Raw genomic sequence first — 15,110 nt, 5'->3', positions numbered from 1 at the left:
TATTATAATTCGATTAACCTTTATTGTAGACCCACTGTAGACCCACTGTAGAGCCACTGTAGACCCACTGTAGACCCACTGTAGAGCCACTGTAGACCCACTGTAGACCCACTATAAAACCACTGTAGTTTCGTTTAAGGTTTGTTAAAAGTCCGTCAGACGTCCCGCAGAGCAACTGCGCAAAATTATGAAGTATAGGTCAGTTCGAGACTTTCAGGTAGCTTGCTACCTATTTGTTTGATTTGTAAGATTTCTGTAGCGTAAGCTACACTGTCCTCACATCGAAAGTACTTCTTTTTTAAGAAAATTTCTTGTCTTTGGTCTAAAAACCTCACATTTGTCAATTATCAATTCTCAATTGTCAATTGAGCAATGTATTCTCCGTTTTTTTCTTCGATATTGTATTGATGTTTTTTAGGATAAAGAAGTGTTAGCCGTTTCTTTAAGTTTTCAATGCCAATACCTGAGTTATACAAACTTTCTTGTTTAGGAATTATAGTGTTCTCACTTCTAAATATTACCTTATTCTCTTCCACTCTCAAGCTAAACGACAATTCTGTTACCTCAGTCGCCGATACACCGTGCTTAAAAGCGTTTTCCACCAAGCTGATAAACAGCAAAGGCGCTATGGTGAGTGGGGGTAGTTGCTTCGGGAAATCTACCCGTACAGTAGTTTTATCAGTCAGGCGTAACTGCATTAAGCTGATGTACTGTTGCAAGAAATCTACTTCCTCTGCAAGGCTAATCTGCTTTTGGTCAATGTTTTGCATAAAGTGACGCATCAGTTTGCTAAGGCTATGCACGCTCTGTTGTGCTTTTTGAGGGTCAAACTCTATAAGCGAATAGATATTGTTGAGCGCATTGAAAAAGAAATGCGGTTGGAGTTGGTATTTCAGTTGGGTAAGGTCGGCTTGTAGTTTGTGTGCTTGGGCTTCTTTCTGAGCGATTTCCAAAGAAAAGTTGCGTTGTGCATAGCGTATTGCCATTGCAAAGACTACTGGTAAGAGGTTCGATAGGAAATCAAAATAGACAAAAGCGTGGAAAGGAGGCATCCTGCGTCCATCTTTGCGGGGATTAAAGTACGAAAAAAGCTCATATTTGCTGTACGAAATACATAAAATGAGTGCCACTGCTACCAATATAAAAAGTATATATCGTTTTTTAAACCACAGTTTATCAATAAGCCAATAGAAACTGATGTAGAACAAAAACATCAAGAAAGGCAATGATATGATCGAACGGTAAAGTGCCTCCTCAAATCGGTGATTGCTTTCGGAGATAAAAATAAGGGCAGGTAAAATACAAACCACTGCCCAAGCAGCTATGTGTGTTAAGAATTTCATTCTTTATACTTTGATGTTTTTAAATAACTTTCTGTAAAACTCTTGATGATTTCAGGGGAATAGTCTCCTCCTTTGGCATAAGAGATACCCATAACTTCTAAAGCTATAGCTTGGCACTGCTCATCATTAATAGTAATGGCTTTGCTATCTAATATTTCTCTAACAATAACCATACATTTTTGCAGGTCTTCTGTTGTAGCATAAGGAGGTAAAGTTATATTCATCAGTTTTTATTATTTCTAATTACCTGTGCGACTCGCACTACTCGTATCTGAGGGCGCTAATAGGTTCTAACTCGGCTGCTTTGCGGGCTGGATACCAACCGAAGAATACCCCTGTAATGGTACATACTAAGAAGGATATTACAATAGAATACAAGGTAATACTCACTGGCCAGCCTATAAACAGCGATACGCCTACCGTTGCTAATAAGCCAATAATTACCCCTAATACCCCCCCAGTAATGCTAATAAGCACTGACTCGATGAGGAACTGTGCCAAAATATCCTTTCCCTTAGCTCCAATAGCCATACGCAAGCCTATCTCTTTAGTGCGCTCTTTTACCGATACGTACATAATGTTCATAATGCCTATTCCCCCCACGATGAGCGAAATGCTGGCAATAGCTACCAATAACACAGTAAGCATCTCACTGGTAGAGCTAAATGTACTGATAAGCTCTTGTTGTGAAAACACATTGAAATCATTCTCTTGTGTAGCCGAAAGATTATGTGTGCGCTCCAAAATTTTCTTTACTTGGTTTACTGCATTCTCCGACTGACTTTCATCTATTACCGAAGCCACAATACTCTGCAAGAAAGTTTGTGCCAAAATACGCTTTTGTACCGTAGTATAAGGGGCGATAATTACATCGTCTTGATCCTGACCAAAGTTGCTCTCACCTTTTTTAGCGAGTACACCTATCACTTTAAATGGGATATTCTTAAAGCGTATGGTTTGCCCAATAGGATTTTCGTCATTAGTGAAGAGGTTCTTAGCTACTGTTTGTCCTATAACAGCTACTTTGGCAAAGTTAGTAATTTCATCTTCACCAAACATACTTCCCTCTGCCACACTCCACTCCCGTATGGGCAAGTATTCGGTATTCACGCCGTAGATAGAGGTAGGCCAGTTGTTGCCCCCTGCTATACTTTGTCCATTGCCACTTACTACCGGCGATACATATTTCAGTAGGGTACCTTCTTTTTTGAGGGCTTCGTAATCCGTCATTTTCAGCGATTGCATATCGCTCATACTCATACGCACACCGCCCATCATACCCGCACCTGGACGGATATTGAGCATATTGGTACCCATTTTAGAGATATTCTCCTTGATGCTCTTTTTAGAACCCTCGCCAATGGCAAGCATCGTTATCACTGAGCCCACCCCAATGATGATGCCCAACATTGTAAGCATCGCCCTTGTTTTGTTGAGCAAGAGGGCACGCCACGCTATTTTAAAAAGGTTTTGTATATTCATAATATTAATTAGTGAATTAGAAAATTAGCAGATTAGCAAATTCTGTGAGACTAGAAAGGTTCTCCTATGATACGCGTTTTGTACTCGCCTTTTACTATTTGCCAGCAGACCTCATAATGTATCAAAAACAAAGCGGGATAAAGTTATTTTAAGTTCTTCTTACTTTTACCTCCCTCTCTTTCAGTAAAATTAGCTTGAGACTTGTTTTTATACTTCATTTTATTGAAGATGCTCACTAAAAAACGCCTCCAACTTATCAAACGGAATTACTCCAGCTTGATTGTCGTAAAAATCAGTATGACGTGCATTAGGGACAATCAGTAGTTCTTTTTTCTCAGTTCCAATTAACTTGTAGGCATCTTCACTCATATAGCGAGAATGGGCTTTTTCTCCTGCAATCATAAGGGTTGGTACCTCAATTTCGTTGGCATACGACAGTAGTGGAAAATTCATAAATGAAAGCAGGGTAGTAGCTGTCCAAACGTGATTAGAAACTGAACGCTCGTGGAAACCTCGTGGCGTTTTGTAAAACTCAATATAATCATTCAAGAATTCAGGTACTTTATCCGATGGGGTATCGGGCATAGGGTAACCTGGTGTAGGGGTTCCTGTCTCGGCATCCTTCCAACGAATATCATTGAGTGAACGCTTCATTTCCATACGCATTTCGGGCGTATTGGCATCAAAATAGCCTTTGCTAAACACACGTGACATATCGTACATTACCATAGTGACAACAGCCTTGATACGTGTGTCGATGGCTGTAGCATTCAGTGCAAAGCCTCCCCAACCACAAATACCTATGATTCCTATTTTTTCTCTATCGACAAAGGGTTGAATTCCTAAGCAATCTACCGCTGCCGAAAAGTCTTCGGTGTTGATATCGGGTGATGCTACATTGCGAGGTTCTCCACCACTTTCTCCCGTATAGGAAGGGGTCGAAAGCTAAGGTTACAAAACCTCTTTCAGCCATTGTTTGGGCATAAAATCCTGAAGCTTGTTCTTTTACAGCTCCAAATCCACCGCAAACAGCAAGGGCAGCAAGTTTTTTATCTTCGCTGTTTTTCGGGAAGTACAAGTCGCCAATAAGGGTGATGCCATAACGGTTTTTGAATGACACTTTTTTGTGTTCAACTTTATCGCTTTTAGGGAAAATCTTATCCCAAGAAGCAACATTTATAGGGTTTTCATTGTTTGTGCTCATATTATTGAAATTTTAGTTTATACGATTTATTCATTATGATTGAAGACGCTCTTTACTTTTGCGTATTCTTCTTAAATACAAGCCTATAGCCAAGTATATTAATGTTGAAATGATACCAAAAAGAGGAGATACTAAAAGTATTTTATCGGGTGAAATAACTGTAAATCCTTCTGAAATGAGAGGATTAAGAGCGTCTTTCATTGAGTGCATCAAAACTACCAATAAAAGAGAACGTGAGAGAAAGAAAATTTCGGTATACATTATTGTCCAAACAGCAATAACCACAAAACTCACGAAAACAAATAACACTTTGCTATAAGGGAAAAAGGTTGCCTGATAAGCATCGTCTAAGAATATGAGATTGTATGGCAGGTGCCATATTTGACAGACGAATGCCACCACTAAATAAATTGCCCATTCGTTTTTGGTGAGTTGTTCCATTTTTATAGTGAGATAACCTCGAAAAGCCGTCTCTTCTAAGATATTTTTGATAAAAATGGGTAAGAAAGCAGTAGCAAAAACAGGAAGATAGGCAGCAACACTAAACTTACTCACATCTACCCAACCTAATAGCTTCCCAACAAACAGTGTTATACCAATAACCACGGGATAGACTGCAATAGCAAAGATATACCAGCGAGTGTTTTGCTTGAAACGAGGTTTTAAAGGAAAATCTTTCCAACCATCGCCACCCAAAAGACGAAGCAAAATCATACACACAATAGGTGTAGCAATAAAAATCAACGACCCTAGTGACTCTAAATTAGAAGGCTCACCAAGCAACTGGTTTACCCCAACGCCTATCCATCCGCAAGAGATGGCTACCAAGCTAAATAAGATTACATTCCGAAGTGTTTTTTTATTGGTTCTCATATTAAGGTAGGTTTATTTTAATATTTCTAAAATTTTATCTTCGTCGTAAACAAGCATACCAACAGCAACCAATGAAGCGATACCGTGTGCCAACATCCAACCTTTAGCAATGTCATTCTTCAGCTCTTCATCAGATAGGTTTTGGCATTCCTCGCTATTTTTCATTATTTCTACCACTCGCTCACTTTCGGGGAAAATGTCAGTAAGTTTTACATTGGTAACATTATCCATATAAAAAGCCTTGAATAAGGCGGGTTCGGTGTGTGCCATTCGCACGTATCCGAGTCCTAAATCTAAAAGAGTATTGCCTGTTTTTGAGTAACTGAGCACTACACTTTGTAGGAAGGGCAGTGCTTTTTTGCAGATTTCGGCTTTAAGGTCATCCATATTTTTATAGCACCAATAGATGGGCTGAGTGGAACAACCTATTTGCTTGGCAATATTTCGGGCTGAAAGGACTGAAAAGCCTTCTTTTCGCACCATTTCAAAGGCGGTTCCTATAATTACTTCTTGCGTTATTGTTGTTGATTTCGGCATAAAACTTTGTTATAACATCTGTAATATAACATCTGTTATTTTTGCAAAAGTAGTACATTTTTTTTAACCTGCAAATTTTTAATTAAAAAAGATTCAGTCTGCGTCATTCGTATTTCGTAATTGTGCTAATTCTTCCTTTGCATTCAGCCTATTGGTTACTTCCTTATCGCTGATGATATGCCCGTCTTTGAGTACAACAGTGCGCTTGCTGAAAAGAGCGATGTCGTTCTCGTGGGTTACAAACCCTATCGTACTACCTTGGTCGTTAAGGCGTTGGAAAAGCTCCATTACCTCATAAGAGGTTTTAGTGTCAAGGTTACCGGTAGCCTCATCGGCAAGGAGTATCACCGGGTGGTTCACTAAGGAACGCGCAATGGCTACCCGTTGCTGTTGTCCACCCGATAGTTCACTGGGCAAGTGGTTCAATCGGCTTTCTAAACCTACGCTGATGAGAGCTTCAATAGCGCGCTCGCGACGTTCTTTAGCCGAGATTTTAGAGTTGTACATCAAAGGGAGCTCTACATTCTCGATAGCTGAGGTACGCGCCAAAAGATTGTACGACTGAAAGATAAAGCCTATCTTGGTGTTGCGTACCGTTGCGAGTTCGTTCTTGCTCATATCTTTCACCGAGATGCCGTCCAAAAAGTAATCGCCTGACGATGGACGGTCTAAACAACCTAATATGTTCAATAAGGTTGATTTACCCGAACCACTCGGTCCCATAATGGTTACGAACTCACCCTCGTGAATGGTGAGGTTAATGCCTTTCAGGGCGTGAACCATTTCGTTGCCCATCTTAAACTCGCGTTTCATATCGCGTATGTTCATGATTGCTTTTTTCATTTATTTAGCTTTTGAGTTATCACGACGAGGACGTTTAGGCATAAACGGACTACCGCTGTCGCCACTATCTTTCTTTTCCGCATTGGCTTGCGGGTTCATATTTGCTAAGGATGTAACCACTTCTGTATCTACCGTTACCCCACTGAGCACCTGCACATTAATACCATCGTTGCTACCAATGCTGATGCTTTGTTGGGCAAGACTACCGTCGGTGTTCACTACCCATACGTATTTATTTTTACCCTTGCCGTGCTGTACTTTGGGCATTGGAGCGTTAATGCCTTTCTGAGCGTAATACTGCATCAGTAGGTCGATGTCTGGGGTGAAATTCATCGCTTTCGCAGGCACTATGGTTACGCTTTTCAGCTCATTGGTATAGATAGCGATGGTCGCGGTAAGCCCAGGTTTGAGCTTCTCGTCGGGGTTCTCCGCCTCTACTATCACCGTATAGGTCACCACGTTCGAAGTCGTAGTAGGTGATAGACGCACTTGGGTTACCTTCCCCGAAAACTCTTCTTGGGGGTAAGCATCTACGGTAAAGCTCACACGTTGTCCTACTTTCACTTGTCCTATATCGGCTTCGTCTACATCGGCTTCCACCTGCATACGCTTGATGTCTTTGGCTATTTTGAAGAGTGTAGGTGCACTCATCGAGGCGGCTACCGTTTGCCCTTCTTCTACCTCTTTGCTGAGGATAATCCCATTGATAGGCGAATAGATATTGGCATATCCCAAATTGGTTTTTGCTTGATTGAGGGTCGTAAGACGTTGTGCTACATTTGTTTTCGCGTTGTTGAACTGATACAATGCTTGCTCGTAGTCCGATTTGCTAATCACTTGGGCATTGTACATTTTCTGTTGTCGTTCGTAATTCTGACGGTAGTAATTCAGTTCGTTGAGTGCCGATTGGTAATTGGCAGTAGCATTTACAACCATTTCTTGAAGGTTCGTCTTGTCGAGTTCCGCCAGTAGCTGTCCTTTCTTCACTTGGCTGTTGTAATCTACGTAAATCTTGCTTACCAATCCCGATACTTGGGTACCTACTTCTACCTCGTCCACCGGCTGTACGCTACCAGTAGCAGTTACTTCGGTAGTAACGTCACCTTCGGTTACCTTATCGGTTTGCAGGACGATAAAAGTAGGTTTTTCCTTCATAAAGAAGTGATACACCCCAAAAGCCACTATCGCTAATAGCACAATAATAATAATTTTTTTGATGTGTTTTTTCATTGTATTTAGTCGTTAGTTATTAGATAATATTCTATAAATTATTTTTTCAGAAAGATGACCATCGCTACATTCCCCCTCCTTGGGAGGGGGTTAGGGGGAGGACTCCCATATAAAACTTCAGCAACTGTACATACAGCGCCTGCATATACTTATTTTGCAAATAGGTTTGCTCCGCGTTGAGGTAAGCGTTTTCGCTTACGAGAAGCTCGGTATTGGTAAGTCCACCGAATTCGTGCTTTTTTACTGCCAAATCGTATGCCAATTTAGCATTGTCACGAGCCGTGCGCGAAGCTCCTTGTTGTGCTTGGTAAGTGGTAGCATTCTGCCAAGCGGTTTCTATTTTGGTATAGAGGTCTTTTTCTGCTTGTTGTTCGTCGAGCACCGCTTGCTGTTGGGTAACCTTAGCCAGCTTCACATTGTTCTTATTTCTGAACTGCGAAAAGATAGGAATATTGAGCGATGCTCCTATGGTCTGACCGAAATTGCTGTCCAACTGGGTGCGATAGCTCAAATCGTTGAGGTTTGAATATCCTGTATTTACCCCTGCTTGTAGCGATAGAGTAGGGGCATAGCCCGCTCTGGCTATCTTAATATCTTTTTCAGCTATCTTTTGTTGTGATTGATAGATTTTTAGATTGGGGAGCTTTTGTTTGGCTTCCGCAAAAACCACATCTTTATTAGGGATAATCGCCGTTTCATCATCTGCGGGAAGGTCGAGCGCAATAGCGAAATCACTATTAGGAGGAAGCTCCAACAGTTGTTTGAGGGTCAGTACCCTACTTTCGTATTCATTTTCTGCTTTGATAATAGCATACTCGTTGTTGGCGTGACGCGTTTCTATCTCAGCTAAACTCAGTTTAGCAATAGACCCATTGGCAAACTTGCCCTGTGCTTGTTTTAATTCCTCACCCGAAGAGCGCGCCGTATTCTTAGCTACTTCTATTCCCTCATAGCTGTAAAGGGCTTGCAGATAAGCTTCAAGCACACTCAAAGTGATGTTGTTTTTCGCCTCTTGCACGTACAGTTCGTTCTGTTCGAGCAATAATTTGCTGCGGTCTACTTGTAGGTTCAGTTTATTGCCCTGATAGAGTGGCATAGATGCCGATACCCCAAAATTGTTGGAGAACGTACGGTGCGACACCCGCTCATTAGAAATCTGATTGATTGCCGAACCGTAATTCTGGTTTGCCGAAGCCGAGCCACTTACCGTAGGCAAGCGGTTGCTCTTCGCCTGACTGTAATTGATTTCAGCCGTCTGCTGGTTCAGTTCCGTCTTCTTTACAGAAATATTGTTCTGTACCGCATAGTTGATACAGTCAGCCAGCGACCATTGTTTCGCTTGAGCCCCTGCTAACAAAGGACAGAGACACAAAAAAGATATGTACAAAGTTCTTTTCATCGTTTTTAGTTTTTAAGCAACTTTTTGTCATTTAGCTGTGACAAAGGTACTGCAATACGGGCGGAGTCCGCAAAAATAATCGACGAAAAGCCTTATTTTATCGACAAAAAGCAATATTTAGCAGTTAATTTCTAGTTATAAGGTGTTAATTTTAGTCGTCAGAAACGTCCAACTGCTCTGCCTTATCCACCTTGTCCGCTCACTCCATCTAGTCTACCCTATCTATCTCGTTCTCCTTCTCCGCCCCATCAGCCTCGTCCAACAACTGCCCGTACATCTCCTTCCTCCAATAACTCTCGCAAGTTATCTTCCTTTTATCTTTATGTATTGTTCATTCAAAAATCTGTTATTCGTCATTTATCACTCGTCATTCGTCCCCTGTCATTCCTCATTTCTTCGCCTTTCCGTCACCACATTCCCCCTTTAAAGGAAGTCCGCATTCGTTATTCATCACTCGTCATTCGTCACTACACCCCCTCTCCTTGGGAGAGGGCAGGGGTAAGGATTCTTTTTCTTTCGCCTCGAAACCCCGTTTTTAACATTTTTAGTGCTGTTGTATGACATTATGAATCAACTTTTTACACACCCTTTCTATACCAATCGTCCAAGATTCGTATAAGCTTCCTATAAGCTCTCTATAAGCTACCCCCACCCTCCTCATAGCCTTTTTTCATCAAAATTCTTCTCAGCTCTCTTCCGTTCTTCGCCGTTATCTTTCGAACTCCTCAACCCTCCACATTTGCTAATTTTCTCATTCCCTAATTTGCTAATTTTTTCCCTGCCCGTGTAGCTCACACTGCCCGTGCGGCTCGCACCTTTGGCAAAGTTGAATAAACTGACAATCTTTTCGCTGGCGTTTCTTGTAGCCTTCACCTCATTTGCTAATTTTCTAATTCTCTCATTTTCTAATTTTCTCATTTCCAAATTTTCTCATTTTCTAATTTGTCTATTTGCTAATTATTCTATACTTTTGTCCGATAAATAAACGCAGATGTTAAACAGAATTTACCAATATATCACCACTCATAAACTCGCTACCTTCTCATTCTTCACCGCTTGGGCACTCATTGCTATTTATGGCTTGAGTCAGTTGCGGTTTGAAGAGGATATCACCAAAGTACTCCCTCAAAACGATAAGACGAACATCACTTCCAAGGTGCTCAAGCAACTCAATTTCGCTGATAAAATTTCGGTAATGGTAACAGCCGAAAAAGGCGGAACACTCACCGATATGCAGGCAGTTGCCGAAACTTTGCGCGATACACTCAACGCTTCTATGACGAAGTATATCACCAGTATTCAGGGGATTATAAACGAAGAAGAAATCGATGAGACTTGGCAGTTTGTAAACGACCACTTACCTCTTTTTCTAAACGATGAAGATTACGCTTATTTAGAACGTCGTTTAGCCCCCGATAGCCTCAAATCAATGGTGGAGAGTCAGTACAAAACGATGCTCACTCCTGCGGGTATGGTGGCACAACAGTTTATCCGTAAAGACCCTTTTGGTCTCACTTTTCGCGGTTTGCGCAAACTTCAAGAGCTCAATACAGGCAATGATTTTAAGATTGCCAATGGTTTCCTTACTACTAACGACGAGCAGCATATACTCTTCTTTATCAACCCTAAGTACGATGGTAACGATAGCGAGCACAATGCCGCTTTCGTCGCAGGGTTAGACGAGTTGCAAGACCATCTCAACGCCCAGTATAAAGGGAAAGTGCGTGTAGATTTCTTTGGGGCTCCCTTTATCTCGGTGAGCAACGCCTCTCAAATCAAAACCGATATTCTCACCACAGTACTCATTTCACTATCAGCACTTTATTTATTGCTTGTCTTCTTTTATCGAAGTGTTTATATTCCGTTTATCGCTTTTATCCCTTCTGCTTTTGGGGTGCTCTCCGCTTTGGCAACACTCTATGTGCTCAAAGGCAGTATTTCGGCAATTTCTATCAGTTTAGGAGCGGTACTCTTAGGAGTTACGATTGATTATTCGCTACATATCCTCACACATTACAAGGTAGCTAAAAACACCGCCGAGTTGTACCGTGCTGTAACTGTGCCTATATTGCTCAGTAGTATAACTACCGCTATTTCATTCCTCTGCTTGCTCTTTGTGCATTCTGAGGTGATGCAAGATTTAGGCGTGTTTGCTTTTGTGGGCATAATGGTATCAGCCATATTATCGTTGGTGCTCGTGCCTCATTTCTACCGTGGCAATCGCACTATCGAGGTGCGCAAAACCTTTTTAGACCGTATAGGGGCTTATCCATTTCATCACAACAAGTGGGTAGTTGGAGCTTGCTTACTGCTGATAGCGGTGAGTTGTTTTACTTTTCATAATGTCCGTTTCAATGGCGATATTGCCAATATCAACTATATCAACGAACGTTATAAAGCAGCTGAACATCAATTAGAAAACATCACCGATAGCGAATACAAATCGCTCTATGCCGCTGCTTATGGCAACTCGTTAGAGGAAGCCTTAGAGCGCAATTATACACTATATCAGCAGTTGCAAAGTTATAAAGCACACGATAGTATCAAGCAATTCAGTTCTATTGGGGGGATTGTATTGCCTAAAAAAGAACAAGAAGCGCGTTTACAACGATGGAAAGATTTTTGGAATGCCGAAAGACAGCAATTTCTAAAACAACAACTCATAGGAAAAGGAAATGAAGTCGGTTTTAAAGAAGAAACCTATGCACCTTTCTACCAAAGTATAGCAGGTGATTTTGAAGTTATAAAAGACCTTGATACTTATAAAGCGCTTTCAGCCATTCCGTTAGAAGATTTTATTACCGAAAAAGAGGGCTTTTATACCATTGCCAATCTCGTAAAACTCGCTCCTGCCGAGCGTGACTCTTTTATTCATTCAGTAGAAAAACACACGCCTACCGTTGTTATCGACCGCAAGAACCTAAGTGAAACGTTTTTAGGGAAACTCAAAGACGATATATTGCTGTTAGTAAACTATTCGTCTATTGCTATTTTCCTCATACTGCTCTTGTTTTTTAGGCGTGTAGAGTTGGTGTTACTCACTCTTATTCCTATTGGAGTTACAGGGATAGTTACATCTGCTTTAATGAACTTTTTTGGCATAGAGTTCAATGTGTTTAGTATGATTGTCTGCACTTTGGTATTAGGTCATTCGGTAGATTTTAGTATTTTTATGACTTGTGCGCTACAAAAAGACTATACCGATGGTAAAAATGAACTTCCCGTGTACAAAGTGTCAGTGCTTTTGGCGTCTATTACTACCTTTTTAGCTATCGGTACGCTTATTTTTGCCAAACACCCTGCATTAAAGTCAATTGCATCGGTATCGGTGATAGGTATTTTCACTGCTTTGGCGATAACTTTTGTATTTTACCCTACGATATTCAAGTTTTGTATCTTCCGTCGTCCTGATAGGGGGCGTTCTCCGGTGAGTTTGCGTCTTTTGCTGCAATCCATACTGCTAACTACCTATTATGCACTATCGTCTATAATTCTCTCCAATATAGGTTGGCTACTTGCTAAAATAACTCCTAAACGCACTATGTGGCTCAGACGTTTAGCAGCTTCGCTCACTACTTCAGTGCTTTATGCCAATCCTTTTGTGCGCAAAAAGGTAGAGAATCCACACCATATACAGCTTACAACTCCTTCGGTAGTAATTTCCAATCATACCTCGTGGCTCGATACCTTAGCCATAGGGCTCTTCACACATCGCATCAGTTATATGGTAAATGATTGGGTGTATAACTCGGTAGTATTTGGACGTTATGTTCAGTCAATGGGCTTCTTTCCAGCCTCTGAAGGTATAGAAAAAGGAATGCCCTTATTCGAAAAGAACTTGAAGAACGGTATTTCAGTAATGATTTTCCCAGAGGGCAAACGCTCTGATACCAACCAAATACACCGTTTTCACAAAGGTGCTTTCCTAATAGCCGAACATTTCCAAACGCCTCTTGTACCCGTGTATATTCACGGTTGTTCGGAAGTGCAACCCAAAGGCGATATAATTGTTTATGATGGTGCTATTACGGTAGTAGTAGGCGAACCCATAGCTCCTAACGATGAGCGTTTTGGCAATACTCCACGCGAGCGTGCCAAACAGATAGGTGCTTTCTATCGCCAGCAATTCCTCGCTTTGCGCAAACAATTGGAAGGAGTGGATTACCTAAAGAAGAAACTGTTTTTAAACTATTTATACAAGGAAAATTATGTAGTGCGCGCTGTAAAAGGAGATTACCAGCAGCATCGCGAACACTATCACGAACTCTTGCATTCACTACCCGAAAAAGCCCGTATTTTGCATATCGCCAATGATTATGGTCAGTTAGATTTCTTGCTATTGCTCACTTATCCTGAGCGTGAAATTGTATCCGTTATCACCGATGACGAGAAGCGCGCCATTGCACAGCATAGTTACCTCACCAAAATTCGCAAAATACAATACGTAAAAGAGCGTCCAGAGGGAGATTTTGAAATAGTAGTTGAAGGGAGAGAAGTCGTAATAGGATAAGGAAGTAGCGCTTAATTAGGCTGAAAGATAGGGCTTATTCGAACCTAAGAAGAAGGTAAAGCGAAGCTAAGATGAAGGAGAAGGTGTTGGCGAAGTTAATTGGTAATTTTTAAGCGATATTCTTTTGATAAAATTATGGTTAGTAGTCTTTTTCAAGTGTGAAACCTTAAAATTATACTAAAATAAGGAAATAAAGTAAAATTCATACTATAAATATTTGCACTTGCTATAAAAAATGAAGACTTTTGCCGACAGAATAATTTAAAAATACGTACATAACGATGGGAGAAAAAGAAATATTAGACAATGAAGAGATATTCTCAAAAGTTTTAAGAGCAGGCAGACGCACCTATTTTTTTGATGTGAGAGCAACGCGCGCTAATGATTATTACTTGACTATTACCGAAAGTAAGAAGTTTACTCACGATGATGGCTCATTTCACTACAAAAAGCACAAAATCTATCTATATAAAGAGGATTTTGAAATGTTTAAAGATATTTTAAACGAAATGACTAACTATGTTTTTGATGAAAAAGGAGAGGAGGTAATTTCTGAACGTCATCAAAAAGACTTTAAAAAGAACTATTACAATGAACGCTTGGAAGGCGTAAGCAATAGTAATGGTGTTTACAAAGACCTTGATTTTGAAGACCTATAGCTAAAAAAACTAATAAGGTAAAACTTCACTCATCTGTTTGTAATAGAGTGATGACATAATAGGCTATTGGGTAAAGTTCATTTTATGGCGTGGGTGGTATTTCACCAAAGCTTCCCTCAAATATGACTTCTCTACGTGTACGTATATTTCTGTGGTAGTAATATTCTCGTGACCTAACATCATCTGTATGGCACGCAGATTCGCACCGTTCTCCAATAGGTGTGTCGCAAAAGAATGTCTGAAGGTATGTGGGCTAATGGTCTTCTGTAATCCTATGTTTTCAGCTACTTGTCTTACAATAGTAAATATCATTGCGCGAGTAAGTTGTTTCCCTCTTCTGTTTAGGAAAACGTAATCTTCGTGACCTTTTGCTATCTTTAATTGTTTGCGCTGGTTATTGATATAATTGTTAATTTGTTTCTGCGTATAGCTTTCAATAGGCACTAAGCGCTGTTTGCTACCCTTCCCCATTACTCTAATGAAATCTTCTTCGAAAAACAAGTCGGATAGACGGAGAGAGACTAATTCCGACACTCGTAACCCACAACCGTAAAGCGTTTCTATAATAGCTTTATTACGATGCCCCTCATCGGTGCTGAGGTCTATGGAGGCAAGCATAGCATCTATTTCTTTTAAGGAAAGTGTATCGGGGAGTTTTACACCTATTTTAGGGCTGTCGATAAGGCTCATAGGGAAGTCTTCACGTCCTTTCTCAGAAATCATAAACTTAAAAAAACTCTTCAAAGCCGATATGAGTCGGGCTTGTGAACGTGCATTGAGTTCTTTGGAGACTTCGTATACGAACTGGCGCAAGGTATCTACTTGAATAGTATCGGCAGGTTCAGTGATATTGTATTTTTCCAAATACCCTATGAGTTTCTCAATATCTAAGCCATAAGACACAACAGTATTCTGCGATAAACCACGTTGTAATCGCAAATAATTCTGATAATCGGTATTTACTTTACGCCACACGTTTTTAGGTAAAAGATAAGAGATAAAAGGTAAAACCAGCGATAGCTGGAAATGT

At 40.7% G+C, this 15,110-nt stretch carries 12 protein-coding genes and 1 pseudogene; 2 read left to right on the top strand and 11 right to left on the bottom strand.

Translation table 11 applies throughout. The features are described from left to right. Positions 1-347: 347 nt before the first annotated feature. The 10 genes and pseudogenes from HMPREF1528_RS10895 to HMPREF1528_RS10850 all read right to left on the bottom strand — a co-directional run bounded on the left by HMPREF1528_RS10895 (position 348) and on the right by HMPREF1528_RS10850 (position 9,829). Positions 348-1,343 (bottom strand): sensor histidine kinase, encoded by a 996-nt coding sequence (locus tag HMPREF1528_RS10895; protein WP_016479793.1) that lies wholly within the window; start codon positions 1,341-1,343, stop codon positions 348-350. After that, entirely contained in the window at positions 1,340-1,567 is a 228-nt protein-coding gene (locus tag HMPREF1528_RS10890) for a hypothetical protein (protein ID WP_016479792.1), read from the bottom strand. Before HMPREF1528_RS10890 ends, HMPREF1528_RS10895 begins: the two co-directional genes overlap by 4 nt. Positions 1,568-1,604: 37 nt before the next feature. Continuing rightward, positions 1,605-2,825: an ABC transporter permease gene (locus HMPREF1528_RS10885; protein WP_016479791.1), complete on the bottom strand. Its 1,221-nt coding sequence runs from the start codon at positions 2,823-2,825 to the stop codon at positions 1,605-1,607. 219 nt (positions 2,826-3,044) lie between these two features. Then, positions 3,045-4,029: pseudogene (locus HMPREF1528_RS10880) on the bottom strand (alpha/beta hydrolase). Between the two features lie 33 nt (positions 4,030-4,062). Continuing rightward, positions 4,063-4,902 carry a type II CAAX prenyl endopeptidase Rce1 family protein gene (locus HMPREF1528_RS10875; RefSeq protein WP_016479788.1) on the bottom strand — a complete coding sequence of 280 codons (840 nt, stop codon included), beginning with the start codon at positions 4,900-4,902 and terminating at the stop codon, positions 4,063-4,065. 12 nt (positions 4,903-4,914) lie between these two features. After that, positions 4,915-5,439: a TetR/AcrR family transcriptional regulator gene (locus tag HMPREF1528_RS10870; protein WP_016479787.1), complete on the bottom strand. Its 525-nt coding sequence runs from the start codon at positions 5,437-5,439 to the stop codon at positions 4,915-4,917. Between the two features lie 93 nt (positions 5,440-5,532). Then, the gene (locus HMPREF1528_RS10865) at positions 5,533-6,282 is read right to left on the bottom strand and encodes an ABC transporter ATP-binding protein (RefSeq protein WP_034568067.1); all 750 of its coding nucleotides are present in this window, start codon (positions 6,280-6,282) and stop codon (positions 5,533-5,535) included. Then, positions 6,283-7,512: an efflux RND transporter periplasmic adaptor subunit gene (locus tag HMPREF1528_RS10860; RefSeq protein WP_016479785.1), complete on the bottom strand. Its 1,230-nt coding sequence runs from the start codon at positions 7,510-7,512 to the stop codon at positions 6,283-6,285. Between the two features lie 64 nt (positions 7,513-7,576). After that, positions 7,577-8,911: a TolC family protein gene (locus tag HMPREF1528_RS10855; RefSeq protein ID WP_016479784.1), complete on the bottom strand. Its 1,335-nt coding sequence runs from the start codon at positions 8,909-8,911 to the stop codon at positions 7,577-7,579. 657 nt (positions 8,912-9,568) lie between these two features. After that, on the bottom strand, positions 9,569-9,829 hold the full coding sequence (locus tag HMPREF1528_RS10850) for a hypothetical protein (RefSeq protein ID WP_016479783.1): 261 nt from the start codon (positions 9,827-9,829) through the stop codon (positions 9,569-9,571). A gap of 73 nt (positions 9,830-9,902) precedes the next feature. Here HMPREF1528_RS10850 and HMPREF1528_RS10845 point away from each other — a divergent pair, with 73 nt between their 5' ends. Together HMPREF1528_RS10845 and HMPREF1528_RS10840 are read left to right on the top strand one after the other, a co-directional pair. Continuing rightward, positions 9,903-13,421 carry an efflux RND transporter permease subunit gene (locus tag HMPREF1528_RS10845; RefSeq protein WP_016479782.1) on the top strand — a complete coding sequence of 1,173 codons (3,519 nt, stop codon included), beginning with the start codon at positions 9,903-9,905 and terminating at the stop codon, positions 13,419-13,421. A gap of 281 nt (positions 13,422-13,702) precedes the next feature. Next, positions 13,703-14,080 (top strand): PUR family DNA/RNA-binding protein, encoded by a 378-nt coding sequence (locus HMPREF1528_RS10840; protein WP_016479781.1) that lies wholly within the window; start codon positions 13,703-13,705, stop codon positions 14,078-14,080. A 63-nt stretch (positions 14,081-14,143) separates the two neighbouring features. Here the strand turns inward: HMPREF1528_RS10840 and xerD are convergent, their stop codons facing one another. Next, positions 14,144-15,055 (bottom strand): site-specific tyrosine recombinase XerD, encoded by a 912-nt coding sequence (gene xerD / locus HMPREF1528_RS10835; protein WP_016479780.1) that lies wholly within the window; start codon positions 15,053-15,055, stop codon positions 14,144-14,146. Positions 15,056-15,110: the final 55 nt, after the last annotated feature.

It is taken from the genome of Capnocytophaga sp. oral taxon 336 str. F0502 (assembly GCF_000411575.1).
Lineage (GTDB): Bacteria > Bacteroidota > Bacteroidia > Flavobacteriales > Flavobacteriaceae > Capnocytophaga > Capnocytophaga ochracea.
The sequence above is the reverse complement of the archived record's forward strand: the minus strand, read 5'-3'. Positions and strand labels throughout refer to the sequence as shown.

Bases quoted from the DNA above. Each gene is read 5' to 3' on its own strand.
- HMPREF1528_RS10895 (WP_016479793.1), bottom strand. From the start codon at position 1,343: ATGAAATTCTTAACACACATAGCTGCTTGGGCAGTGGTTTGTATTTTA.
- HMPREF1528_RS10890 (WP_016479792.1), bottom strand. From the start codon at position 1,567: ATGAATATAACTTTACCTCCTTATGCTACAACAGAAGACCTGCAAAAA.
- HMPREF1528_RS10885 (WP_016479791.1), bottom strand. From the start codon at position 2,825: ATGAATATACAAAACCTTTTTAAAATAGCGTGGCGTGCCCTCTTGCTC.
- HMPREF1528_RS10875 (WP_016479788.1), bottom strand. From the start codon at position 4,902: ATGAGAACCAATAAAAAAACACTTCGGAATGTAATCTTATTTAGCTTG.
- HMPREF1528_RS10870 (WP_016479787.1), bottom strand. From the start codon at position 5,439: ATGCCGAAATCAACAACAATAACGCAAGAAGTAATTATAGGAACCGCC.
- HMPREF1528_RS10865 (WP_034568067.1), bottom strand. From the start codon at position 6,282: ATGAAAAAAGCAATCATGAACATACGCGATATGAAACGCGAGTTTAAG.
- HMPREF1528_RS10860 (WP_016479785.1), bottom strand. From the start codon at position 7,512: ATGAAAAAACACATCAAAAAAATTATTATTATTGTGCTATTAGCGATA.
- HMPREF1528_RS10855 (WP_016479784.1), bottom strand. From the start codon at position 8,911: ATGAAAAGAACTTTGTACATATCTTTTTTGTGTCTCTGTCCTTTGTTA.
- HMPREF1528_RS10850 (WP_016479783.1), bottom strand. From the start codon at position 9,829: ATGAGAAAATTAGAAAATGAGAGAATTAGAAAATTAGCAAATGAGGTG.
- HMPREF1528_RS10845 (WP_016479782.1), top strand. From the start codon at position 9,903: ATGTTAAACAGAATTTACCAATATATCACCACTCATAAACTCGCTACC.
- HMPREF1528_RS10840 (WP_016479781.1), top strand. From the start codon at position 13,703: ATGGGAGAAAAAGAAATATTAGACAATGAAGAGATATTCTCAAAAGTT.